11 protein-coding genes are annotated in these 12,403 nt (G+C 48.8%); 6 read left to right on the top strand and 5 right to left on the bottom strand.

What is annotated here, in order from left to right; translation table 11 throughout:
- Positions 1–92: 92 nt before the first annotated feature.
- The 3 genes from H6624_18975 to H6624_18965 form a co-directional block, all read right to left on the bottom strand.
- Positions 93–329, bottom strand: a complete 237-nt coding sequence (locus H6624_18975) for a hypothetical protein (protein ID MCB9086431.1) — start codon at positions 327–329, stop codon at positions 93–95.
- A 3-nt stretch (positions 330–332) separates the two neighbouring features.
- On the bottom strand, positions 333–2,168 hold the full coding sequence (locus tag H6624_18970; protein MCB9086430.1) for a carbamoyltransferase: 1,836 nt from the start codon (positions 2,166–2,168) through the stop codon (positions 333–335).
- Between the two features lie 94 nt (positions 2,169–2,262).
- Positions 2,263–3,570 carry an HD domain-containing protein gene (locus H6624_18965; protein MCB9086429.1) on the bottom strand — a complete coding sequence of 436 codons (1,308 nt, stop codon included), beginning with the start codon at positions 3,568–3,570 and terminating at the stop codon, positions 2,263–2,265.
- A 211-nt stretch (positions 3,571–3,781) separates the two neighbouring features.
- Here H6624_18965 and H6624_18960 point away from each other — a divergent pair, with 211 nt between their 5' ends.
- From H6624_18960 to H6624_18940, 5 genes are all read left to right on the top strand, one after another.
- Complete coding sequence (locus H6624_18960) at positions 3,782–4,576, top strand: thymidylate synthase (GenBank protein ID MCB9086428.1); 795 nt, start codon at positions 3,782–3,784, stop codon at positions 4,574–4,576.
- Positions 4,573–5,067, top strand: a complete 495-nt coding sequence (locus H6624_18955) for a dihydrofolate reductase (GenBank protein MCB9086427.1) — start codon at positions 4,573–4,575, stop codon at positions 5,065–5,067. The genes H6624_18960 and H6624_18955 overlap by 4 nt, the downstream gene beginning before the upstream one ends.
- 64 nt (positions 5,068–5,131) lie before the next feature.
- On the top strand, positions 5,132–6,109 hold the full coding sequence (locus H6624_18950) for a hypothetical protein (protein MCB9086426.1): 978 nt from the start codon (positions 5,132–5,134) through the stop codon (positions 6,107–6,109).
- A 4-nt stretch (positions 6,110–6,113) separates the two neighbouring features.
- A complete protein-coding gene (locus H6624_18945; protein MCB9086425.1) occupies positions 6,114–7,154 on the top strand; it encodes a radical SAM protein in 1,041 nt (346 codons plus the stop codon).
- Entirely contained in the window at positions 7,141–8,163 is a 1,023-nt protein-coding gene (locus H6624_18940) for a radical SAM protein (GenBank protein MCB9086424.1), read from the top strand. Before H6624_18945 ends, H6624_18940 begins: the two co-directional genes overlap by 14 nt.
- 20 nt (positions 8,164–8,183) lie before the next feature.
- On the opposite strand, the gene H6624_18935 is transcribed toward H6624_18940, so the two are convergent.
- Positions 8,184–9,419 carry a hypothetical protein gene (locus H6624_18935; protein ID MCB9086423.1) on the bottom strand — a complete coding sequence of 412 codons (1,236 nt, stop codon included), beginning with the start codon at positions 9,417–9,419 and terminating at the stop codon, positions 8,184–8,186.
- A gap of 14 nt (positions 9,420–9,433) precedes the next feature.
- On the bottom strand, positions 9,434–10,825 hold the full coding sequence (locus H6624_18930) for a radical SAM protein (GenBank protein MCB9086422.1): 1,392 nt from the start codon (positions 10,823–10,825) through the stop codon (positions 9,434–9,436).
- 235 nt (positions 10,826–11,060) lie between these two features.
- On the opposite strand from H6624_18930, the gene H6624_18925 reads away from it, so the two are divergent.
- A complete protein-coding gene (locus H6624_18925; GenBank protein MCB9086421.1) occupies positions 11,061–11,906 on the top strand; it encodes a flagellin FliC in 846 nt (281 codons plus the stop codon).
- Positions 11,907–12,403: the final 497 nt, after the last annotated feature.

The following is a 12,403-nucleotide window of genomic DNA, read 5'->3' as shown; positions in this document are numbered from 1 at the left end:
CCCGAGCAAAATCAGTACGAGAATAATTGGCGCTAACCAAAACTTCTTACGTACTTTCATGAATCCCCAGAAGTCTGTCATTAGGTCTTTAATCAATAGGGATGCTCCATGTGTCGCGGATCAAGAAGATCGCTTGGTTCACGATAACTCTCAAGATTCGAATCCCACTTGAGGCGAAGGGGGTCTTTACCCAATAATCGCCACATTAATCCAATAGAAGTAAGAACCAAATAGTAAAACACGGTTAACCAAAACCCGGTGACTATAAGACCAAGGAAATGACTGAACTTCATCCATTTGGCGTAGATTGATTTAAAAAACTCTTTCATCCGCTAATCCAGTTCAAACTTTTGGGCAAAGTCCTCACGACTTCCCTTTTGCTCAGTCTTGGCAAGCACATAGGGGCCAAGCACAAGGTAATCGATATTGGTCTGCATAAAGCAATTATAGGCTTCCTCAGGGCGACAGACAATTGGTTCACCTCTAACATTGAAAGAAGTGTTTACCAGGACGGGCGTCTGGGTTTTCGCCTCAAACTTCTCAAGAAGCTGATGAAACAGGGGATTGGTTTCTAAATGAACAGTTTGCACCCGAGCGGAGTAATCAACATGGGTGATCGCCGGTATGGCTGACCTCTGGACCTTTAGCTGATCCAACCCCCGCTTCCCCTTCTCAGATCCGTTGGTCGGTTTGCGCCAACCCTCGCCGATATGACCGACCAGGAGCATATAGGGACTTTCCGCACCTAAGGTGAAGACCTGATCGCTTTTTTCAGCAAGGACCGCCGGGGCGAAAGGCCGGAAGGATTCGCGAAATTTGATTTTCAAATTCATTGTCGTCTGCATTTCAGGACTTCGCGCATCACCCAAAATCGACCGGTTGCCCAAAGCCCTTGGGCCATACTCCATACGGCCTTGGTACCATCCGATGACATTGCCTTCAGCTAAAAGTGATGAGACTTTTTCGACCAGATCCACCTCAGAGTAGCGATGGGCCGGCGCCCCCTGAGCAGCCAAAAATTGCTCGATCTCCTTTGGTCCATACTCTGGCCCCAGGTAGGAACCGTGCATCTTGTCGCCGACGGCCAGTGCCCTTTCATTACCCAAGTGCTGATGCCAGGCACAGAGGGCCGCCCCCAGTGCGCCTCCGGCATCACCTGCTGCGGGCTGCACCCATAATCCTGCAAAAACTTTCTCGTCCACCAGCTTCCCATTGGCGACGCAATTGAGGGCCACTCCGCCGGCCATACACAGGTTGGTCATGCCCGTCTCTTTGCGAATGGTTCGCGCCAGTTTTAAGACCACCTCTTCGGTGACTTGCTGAATAGAACGGGCAATGTCCATTTCTCGAACCGTGACCGGAGCTTCGGTTTTTCTCTCGGGCCCTCCAAAAAGCTGGTTGAACTTTTTATTTGTCATTTTAAGGCCGGTAGCAAAATCAAAGTACTCAAGATTCAGCCTGAATGTGCCGTCTTCTTTAATATCAATCAGATGATCGCGGATCTGATTCACATACAGAGGCTCACCGTAAGGCGCCAATCCCATCAGTTTGTACTCACCGGAATTTACTTTGAACCCGGTGAAGTAGGTAAAAGCAGAATAAAGAAGCCCTAAAGAGTGAGGAAAACGAATTTCCCATTCGGGCTTCAAATCCTTTCCCCGCCCGGTCCATACTGAAGTTGTTGCCCACTCGCCCACCCCATCTAAACAAAGCACCGCTGCTTCTTTAAAGGGACTGGGATAAAATGCGCTGGCTGCATGGGAGAGATGGTGACGGGAGAATAGCAAGGGGGGTAGATCTTTGGTCTTTAATCCTTCTTCGAGATCGGCCAGTTCACGTTTGAGCAACCATTTGAGATTCAGCTTGTCCTTTAACCAAACCGGCATTGAGGTGACAAAACTTCTCCACCCTTTTGGCGCTAATGCAATGTAGGTTTCGATGAGCCTTTCAAAAGTCAAAAAGGGCTTATCGTAATAAGCGATGTAATCCACATCACCAAGTTTAACCCCTGCCTGCTTTAGGCAAAAGAGAACGGCCTCCCTAGGGAAGGCCGGATCATGCTTTTTTCTCGTAAATCTTTCCTCTTGGGCGGCAGCCAGAATCTCGCCATCCTTTAACAGAACGGCGGCACTGTCGTGATAATAGCATGATATCCCCAGAATCAACATTTTCTCATCCTTGAATTGGCTTACTCAGCCCGCCTTGGGCCCACAAAACCACTACAAAGGATAGCAAGGCGATGAATAGGTCACAACGGCTAACTTAGAGTCGATTGTCGAGCATGACCTTTTCCGCCCGATCAAAGTCCTCTGGTGCCACATAGATCCTCTCGATGCGGCGAATCTCTTCGTATTTTTGAAAAATCTCCGTGGATTTCTCAATGGGATAGGGCTTCGCCTGGCGATCGTACTGGTCCACTACGTAGATCTGAACGGATCGCTCTTCCGCACTGGGACTATGGTATTTGCTCAATCGCGTCGTCGTACTGGCCAAAATGGTCTCAACTCCCTCACCGTTAAGGAATTTCTCCATCTTTTCTGTGCGTTTGTTGGCTTCGGTCGAGTGGTACTCAAACAGCATTCTGAAAGGTCGAGTCTCCGCAACCCGACGCGCCCAACGGTTGTCCACCTGGGAGAGGTGTTGAAACAAGGCATAGTCCGTATAGCCAATGTATTCCTCAATATCGGATGGCAAGAAAAACTGGCACTCATCACTGGCCAGATAGCGCATCAACATTTCTTCATAGATGATCGACTTGTGATGAAAATAGACCATCAAGTGCATATGGTGACGGGCTAAGAGGAAATCATCGAAGGTATAAAGAGCCCGGCGATTTAAGGCCAAATGGAGGTTCCCCTCGACCTCATGGTAGGTCAAATTGCCCAACAACCAGTTCAGCTCCACCCGACCGTAGTTGGTTCCACAAAAATAGGCATCCCTCTCCAGGTAATCCATGCGGTCCACATCCATTTCAGAACTTACAATCTGGCTGAGAATGGTGCGAAAATCGTGGTCGTCCTCACGGAAAAAGTCATCGGGACATTCAAGGGACTTATCCACGAGACAGGCAATATGGAGGGGATCAATACCTGGGAACTCGCGCTTTAGAACTGGAGTTAGACTGGAGTCAGTTAAGAACTTGATGGTGTAATCTTCGTGGTTAGCCTGACGGTGATGATCGTCATCTTTTTCCCATCCCGCCCGGCGCCTCTTGTAGACCCCGACACCCAAATCCCTCAGTGGAGGCATCACCTCCTCCGTGGTATGACTTAGAGGACCGTGGCCAACATCGTGAAGCAGAGCTGCGAGACGAAGCGATTGCTTCAGCCTCCTATAAGTTTCGCTTGAGCGAAAAGGGTAATGGGCGAAAATGTGATCAAAGGCTTGCCCCGCCAAGTGGCAGACCCCAAGGGAGTGGAGGTAGCGACTGTGGGTAGCGCCCGGGAAGCTAAACTCCATAAAACCGAGCTGTTTGATGGCCCTCAACCGCTGATAGACAGCGGTGTCCAGGACGGCGACCTCGCCGTCTTCCAGGGGCAACGAGCCGTGGATGGGATCACGAATTTCCATTTTGCTTTCTCACTCCCGAGCTAGAAGCCCATTTTCATAGCAAACCTGGTGCGCCGAGTAAAGGATGGCCTTCAGCTTTTGCCGATGGCTCCACCAATGACGCAGGACCACTCCTAGATTTAGTTCTCAACTTGTTTTGTGACCCCTTATGTCCGGACTTGGCTGGCAAAAATCCACACGTTATGGTCGAGTCAGTTAAGAAGGAGACTCCATGAAACAATACCTGAACCTGATGTCACGGATACTCGACGAAGGCACAGAGAAAGCGGATCGCACGGGCACGGGCACCCTGAGTGTGTTTGGGCATCAAATGCGCTTTGATTTGCAAAAGAGCTTTCCACTATTGACCACCAAAAAACTTCATTTACGCTCAATCATTCATGAACTTTTGTGGTTTTTAAGTGGCGACACCAACATCAAGTATCTCAAAGAAAATAATGTGCGCATCTGGGACGAGTGGGCCGATGAAGAAGGTAACTTAGGGCCCGTGTATGGTGCCCAATGGAGATCTTGGAAAACTCCCGATGGCAATACCGTAGATCAGATTTCTCAAGTGGTTGAGCAAATCAAAGCGAATCCTGACTCTCGTCGACTGGTGGTGGTCGCATTTAATCCTGGAGAGTTGGATAAGATGGCACTACCTCCCTGCCATGCCTTTTTTCAGTTTTACGTCAGCAATGGCCGCCTTAGTTGCCAGATGTACCAGCGTTCGGCCGATGTTTTTCTGGGTGTGCCCTTCAACATTGCCAGCTACAGTCTATTGACCATGATGATGGCTCAGGTTTGTGATTTGGCTCCTGGTGAATTCATTCACACTTTTGGTGATGCCCATTTGTATCTGAACCATCTCGATCAAGCTCGCCTTCAGTTAACCAGGGCTCCCAAAGAAGGGCCAAAAATGTTGATTGACCCTTCAGTTAAGAGCATTTTTGATTTTAAGTTCGAGGATTTTCAGTTGGTTGAGTACAATCCTGACCCCCATATCAAGGCCGAGGTATCGGTATGACCGTAACCCTCTCCCACATTGTTGCGGCAGCAGAGAACGACGTTATTGGTCGTGAGGGTGGATTGCCCTGGCATATCCCTGAAGATCTCAAATTTTTTAAAGATAAGACTTTGGGTCACGCCATTATTATGGGCAGAAAAACCTACGAATCCGTCGGCCGTCCCCTGCCCAAACGCTTGAATGTCATCGTCACTCGACAGAAAGATTACCATCCGGAAGGGACTGCTGTATTTCCCTCCCTTGCGGAAGCCATAGCCTACTGCGAAAGAGAATCTGCCACTTGGGGTGAAGAGATTTTTATCGCCGGTGGCGGCGAAATTTTTGAACAATCGATGGATATGGTGGATAAGATCTACCTGACCCGCATTCACCAGGAAATCCCCGGCGACACCTATTACCCTCAAATGCCTTTGGATAAATTTGAGGAAATCGAGCGTAACGAGCGCCAGGAGCCCGTTCCATTCACCTTTCTCACCTTCAAAAGAAAATAGTTGCCATCACCTGAAAGGGTGATGGATTCTAGCCTTTGCCTGATTTCATGGAGGAATAATATAGATGGAAAAACCAGAGGCTGGCTCCAAGTGGGTCTGCAATGCCGGGATCAACGCCGTATCGATTCTGCCAGACGGCAGTATGAATGTTTGCTGGGACCGCAAGTCTGAAAATCTGGGTAACATCTACGAGGGCGGCTTTAAGCTTCGCAACCAGCTGATCAATTGTGATTTGGTTCACTGCGCTTGCCCCCTTTGGGCCTTTGAAAAAGACCTCCATGCCATTGCCAAGGGCGAGCCCGCAACACGACCGGTTCCCTACGATGTGTTTGCCCACTGGCACATCACCTACGAATGCCAAATGATGTGCGAGTATTGTATTGTGACGGGTCCTGATCGTGCGACTGACACCAAAGACAAGAAAACCCGCTCCAAGCCAGTGCCCATTGATTCGATGCTCAAGGTGGTTGATGAGTCCGGCCTGAAGTTTTGTTTTTCACTGATGGGTGGCGAACCCTTTCTCGTGCCCAATGTGGTTGAGGTTTGCGAGCGTCTTGCTGAGCGGGGGCATATGATAGGAGCCAACACAAACCTATGTGCGGTACCCCATGAATTTTGGACCAGGGTTCCCCACGAACAGATTAGCAATGTTCATATTTCCCTGCATATTCATCCCATGCAACGCAAGAACATCACTCAGCAGTTTTTCGATAGCTACAAAGCCATGGTGGATTCCGGGTTTGAGCGATTTTATATCACCGCCGTCGCCCACCCCTCACTGTTTGAACGCCTGGACGAATACCGCGAAGAATTTGGCAAACAGGGGATTGAGTTTAAGCTAATTCCCATGCTCGAAGGGGGCGGAGCCTCAAAGGGCAAAGTCTACCCTGAATCCTACACCACCGAGGAACTGCAACAGATTGAGGGCGATTGGCTCGAAGACTACTTCCCGCAAAAAAATGCCAAAAAGGAAAAGGTCAATATTTCTAAATTTCGACCACGCAGTAGTAAGAGTGACCGCAATACATTGCTAGATGAGTAAGCCCATGACTAAGGCGCAACCCTACCCCATTCAGATTACCAAGGCCAGAGGGTCCAAGATTGATCTTCATATCTGTTGGTCACTCCACAACCGATGTAACTTTGATTGCAACTACTGCCCTGATTACAACAAAGTTGGTTCGGAAAAGTGGCTGTCTATTGAGCTGGCCAGGCAGCTGATTGATAAATTGGTCGAACACTACTGCGGAAGGCTCGGATACAAGGAGATTCTTCTCTCTTTTACCGGTGGCGAACCCACTCTTTGGAAGGGCTTCAAAGAGCTGTGCCTTTACGCCCGCGGCAAGGGCATTCGCCTGGGATTGACCACCAATGCCAGTGTTCATCCCAATTATTGGGTCGATTTCGCCAAAGAGTTTGAGTGGCTGGCTTTTTCCTATCAACCGGAATTTGTTGATGACGATAGACTCATGGCAACCCTCAAACAGTTTGAGAAAGATCGGGAAATCTGCCTGCCCGCAATTCGCTTTTCAATGATGGCCGATCCCGTCTACTGGAGGAAGTGCCTGGATTTTACTGATCGCATACAAACCGAACTACAAAATTACGCCTATGAGTACGTCCACCTTCAGGATGATTTTGGCGTCGACATTGTGAAGCAACAATATACGCCTGAACAGCTCAGGCTCCTTCAAGACACTCCGCAGAAGCACCATAAGTCCTACCCAGAGTGGATATATGAGCCCTCCACCTATTTGCAGTACTCTGTGACCTATTCCGATGGAAAAGAGGCGCTCCTCAAATCCAACGATCTTATCAACGCCGGTTTCACGGATTTCTGGGGGTGGACTTGCTATGTGGGCCTGGAAAGTCTATTTATTGGCTATGGTGGGGAAGTTTATCGTGGCGGTTGTAAACTAGGAGGAGTGATTGGCTGGGCGACGGAGCCTAATAACATTCGGTTTCCGACCAAACCCTTAGTTTGCACGACTCACTCATGCAACTGCCCCACCAACATTGAGATTTCCAAGTTTGCGCCTGAGTTTTTGAACAAACAAGCCCAAGGAGAATGTCTTGAACCTCGATAAACCCATTGCTCGCATTGAGTACAGTCGGTCAGACAATCTTCTCCATGTCATGTGGATGATTCACAACCAATGCAACCAGAAGTGCTCCTACTGCCATCCGGCCAATTACGAAGGCTCCCACAAATGGCTCAAATACGAGCAGGTGGTTTCCTTTCTTGAGCGGGTGTTTAAGCACTACGATCCCATGGGCAAGGAGTATTTGGTCTCATTTACGGGCGGTGAACCCTGCATTTGGCCTGACTTCTTTAAGCTCTGTGAGTACCTATATGACCGTGGCGTCAATATTGCCTTGACCACCAATGCCACTCGGCGACCTGAGTTTTTTGCCAAGTGTGCCCATATGTTTGATGTGGTGGCTATCAGCTATCACCCTGAAGCAGACCGGGATGACATCGTTATTCAAAATGCCACCAACCTGTCTGGCAAGTGTCACCTGGGTGTCCGCGTGATGATGCCCCCACAAAAAGAGCTGTGGGACAAATCGATTGATTTTATGAAGCGACTCAAGGCCGCACCTGGCGACCATTGGTACTCCCTGTGGCCAGTTCGGGTGTTGGGCGGTTTTGGAACAGAGGCTCCTTTTCAACAGGAGTATGAGCCCTGGCAGGAAGAGTATTTCATCAATCAGGATCGCGAGTTCGTGGACACGCTAGGCGGGAAGCCCATGAAGTATCTGAAAGAATCCAAGTTGGATTCACAGATTGTCTATGCCGATGGATCTGTTGAGCATTTGGACCCTACTTTGTTGGTCAATCATGATTTGGCCCATTTCAAGGGATGGAATTGTGGCATTGGTGTTGATCAGCTGTTTATTGATTTCAAAGGCCAGGTCTGGCGCGCCGGCTGCCAGGTGGGTGGCATTTTAGGACATATGTTCGATGAAGATTGGCACTTTCCAACCGGACCTATTGTTTGCAATAAAGACTTCTGTCATTGCAGCACGGATATTTTAACACCTAAGGCGAATCCAGCCGTTCAGATCCGCCTCCAGGCTGAAACCACTCTCTAGTCCATTTATTCAAATCGGCCCTATTGATTGGGCTGAAGGGCCCAGACCTTTTCCAGCTCTTTGACAATGGCCTCGGCCATCAAACGATTGCCTTCGTTTTGTCCGTCATCGGAAAACTTAAAGTGAATGTGGTCGCCATAGAATTCGTTGGCATTGCCTTCCAGGAGCTTCAAGAGGCTAAAGGTTTGTAATCCCTTGGTCTCGCGAGCCATCCTCAGAGCGTCTTCCATTTTTTGGTAGAACTCAACCTCACAATACTTCTGAAAAGACCTTTCCCTTTCGGTGAGGGGCTTATAGAGCCATCTTATGGGCTGCAGAAAGTGAGCAAACTTTAGACCCATCACATTGCTCATAGACTGGGCCATCAAGGTCAGTTGAGCGTATTTTTCAGCGTTATAGGAATGCAAATCCTCTTTTGACCAGGTCGCCGGCGGCTGAGCAGCACCATAATAAATCTTCTCAAGGTCTTCAGCTAACTGGTTCATCTCGTAGTGAACACTCAAATTTAGCAGTGACCCGTGAAGTGACCCGGCCAGATAAGACCAGCTAAATGCGGAATTTGAACGCAATATCTTTGCCAATTTGACCATTAATCCGGCGTTTACCTGATTGTTTAAAGTCTTAAATCCATCCAGGTACAGCCCAATTGCCGGAGTTCCCATAAGAAAATGGTTGGAATGCAGGCTCTCGTTATAGCCATCGATGATTATCACCCCATCAAACCGTTCACCCAAATTCATCAGTACCGCATTTTGTAAGGGCTGACTGCCACCATCCATGCCGCCATTGTAAACTCGAAAAGACTGACCATGAGGTGGCTGAAATCTATCGTTAAGGATTTTTTCGATATAGTTGGCCGCTCGATCTTTATGATCCCAACCAAGTGCCATAATGGAGGCCACGGAACCACCCAATAGTACAATGTCAAAGTGTGTATCCTCATTAAATTCTGGAAATTCAGAAGGGTTAAGGAATCCATGCCGATTTGTAGTGGACCCGCGCCTGTTGCACGGATGATATGGGTTCTTGGTGAAGGCAAAGTAAGGATGGGGAATAACTTCTGATCCTGTACCGGAACATTCGCTTTCCCCCTTCAGATCAATCATGCTGATTTTGTTAAACAGGCTCTTCGCCCCCTCGGGCGCTCCGCCAGAAATGGTAAAGTATCCCCGGATGCTCAATTCAGCCAGTGCCAACGTTAGAACAACGGATCCTATAAGCAAAACAAAGTTGTGAAATGGTCTGCGCCCAAGCATGAAAGGTTATCCAACTATAGATTTACTGAAGGAGCCCCTTGACGAACTGATTTGTCAAAATTTTGAGGCAACCATTTTTTGAGCACTTCAAATTCCGGAAGAAGCTCAAACATGTTCTCTCCGCGAAAACGATCTTTTGAAAGTGCCGACCTCAAGAACTCAGGCAACAAATCCTGTCGATCCTCACTTTCCATGAAGTGAACGGCTTCATCCATGGCTTCCAGATAAAACAAGAACCGATGCATACGAGGGATGCTGAGCATTTTTTCCTTAGCCAATATCTTATGTTCCATCAACCTCTCTTTGGCCAAGGCCTTGAGCTCTGGAGGGAGAATTTGCGTCCTGTAGTGATGGGGATGATGGAGATTAATCAAATGAGGGACTGGAGTGATGCGCTCAAAATTTTCACGCAAGTAGGTAAATAAGTCTCCCACTTGAGTGATGTTATAAACTTGAACCGTGCTCATCACTAGGACCTGGCGCAAGTGGTACTTGTCAAAATTAGCCTCCAGGTCCTCAAGATTTCGACTGATGACCTCCCACTTGGATGGGTGACGAATGTAGTCGTTTAGCTTTCCGAAGGCATCAATGCTGGCGTAAATGCGCACATAGCCAAACTTCTGCCACAGCTCCTTAACTTCGTCGGGAATGAGCATGACGTTGGTATTGTAGGTCAAAGACATATTGCCCGCATTGCCGGAATCAATGCAGGTTTTCAAGGCCTCGACCATTTGGGGCACAATCATGGGCTCACCTCCGGCAAAGTGGAGGTGACGAAGATAGGGAACCTGCTTTTTAAAGTTCTCCCAAACCTTGGGGTTTTCGTAATAACGATAGCGTCGATACTGCTCCAACTCCTGCTCAGTCTTTCCAAACCAATCCTGGTCCACCTTTGGCCAGTCACGCACCCATTTGGACGAAGATCGGGGGGTGCACATTCGGCATGCCAAGTTGCACAAATTCCCCAAACGAAAATCTACTGATCGTACCTGAACGTTGATTGTGCCATCAGACTTGGTGTCATTAATGAGTTTAGTTATAAAGCGAGAATTCCCAGCATTTTCAAACTGACGGCGACTAAAGCCGCCCCCTGCTTCAGTCAAACGACAACGTTCACAATAGGAAGGCCATTCCCCTTTGAGCATCTTTAGACGAAGGTCCTTCATCCACTGTGAGTTCATGATGGTCTCATCATCTTGAACCCGATCCAGGTTCATCTTGATACCCTTACTGTCCAAGATATCACTGTCGTACTCTTCAGCCACACAGCAAAGCTGAACTTCTCCAGCGATATTAGTAAAGCGATGAAGCCAGGCCAGGGCACAAAAGGTCGGAGACACACGATCGCCGATATCGGGCTTGAAATCATAGGTCTCGTAGTTGTCTTTTTTCTTATCTTCGGCCAAGAGCCATCCCCCAGAGCAAAGTTCATGAAATCAGTATTTTACGACCAATTCAACCACTAGGTCGGCGAGAAAACCCTGACCCGGCGCACTAGGTGAAGGTCCAGTTTTTCTCGTTTTGACTCAAGCCTCACAATGAGACGCCGATCAATTGGGAGAGAAAAGAGACAACCCTCGGATTACAGGAGTGATCCGCTGGCATCAAGGAACGATGCCTTGTTCTTCAAGGAGGAGGAAAATGGGTTTAAGGATCAATACCAATACGGCTAGTTTGAATGCCCAGAGGAATCTGACGGGCACCAAGCTAGCACTCGACAAGAGTCTGGAACGCTTGTCATCGGGTTACCGGATTAACCGGGCTGGTGACGACGCCGCCGGACTCGCCATATCAGAAAACCTTAAGGCTCAGGTCCGCGGCTTAAAGCAAGCCTCGCGGAACGCCCAGGACGGTGTTTCACTGGTCCAGGTGGCGGAAGGGGGCCTTAACGAAATCAGCTCCATCCTGATTCGATTGCGTGAATTGGCAGTGCAAGCTGCTTCAGACACCATCGGACCAGTGGAACGACAATTCCTAAACGTGGAATACGATCAGCTGGTTTCGGAAATCGACCGGATCGCCGATGGCACCGAGTTCAATGGCACTCAGCTCTTGAGTGGAACCGGCTCCATCTTGGATTTCCAAGTGGGAACCAAAAACGATCCCAATATTGATAGATTGAGTTTTGACGCTTCCAAAGCGGATGCCAATGCGGCAGCCCTTGGGGTCAACTTGACGAGCGTGGCCGACAAGGCTTCCGCGCAGAACACGTTAAGTGCGATCGACTCAGCTATTGTCAGTGTTTCGGCCATGCGTGCGGACTTTGGTGCCATCCAAAACCGTCTGCAGTCGACCCTGAACAACCTAGCTGTGTCCGTCGAGAACATGTCTGCCGCGAATAGCCGAATTCGTGACGTGGATGTGGCCGAAGAAACTGCCGAACTCACCAGAAATAACATTCTGTTGAACGCAGGCACTTCTGTCCTTGCACAAGCGAATCAGTCAGCGCAAGTCGCACTGGGTCTCTTGAACCGGTCATTCAGCTAATCCCTGATTAGCTGAGTGAACCTTAGTTCACGAACTTTAGCTCACTGGTGAGATACGGGTGTCGACCCAAACTCACCGCCCCGGCAATATGTCGGTGGGTAACTGAATGAACGAACACTGTTTCCTGCGGGGGGTCGCCCCGTAAAAGGCGGCGACTTCCAAATTTGGTGGAGAAATGCCAATAGCAGGAGAGTACTTCATGACTCTGGCAGGTCATGGGAGAATGAAGAGACAAAAATGGTCCAACCTATGAACGGGGTTGGAGATGTTGAGAATAACTCTGCCCACCTCAAGAAGTTGGCAGAAAGAGACAACGATGATGACAGCGCATCACAGATGAAGTGATGAGTGGTGATCAAAATGGTTCTCTGTACACTCAAAGGTTAGTTGTTTCTTCTTATCAACAGCCAGGGCAAGAGCAGGAAAAATCTCCTGCAGCTGAAAAGAAAAAACTCCTCATAAAAACTGGACTCGAGATCAAGGGAAAAAATTCCGAT

Source organism: Pseudobdellovibrionaceae bacterium (genome assembly GCA_020635075.1).
Classification (GTDB): domain Bacteria; phylum Bdellovibrionota; class Bdellovibrionia; order Bdellovibrionales; family UBA1609; genus JADZEO01.
This window is presented reverse-complemented; position numbering and strand designations above follow the sequence as displayed.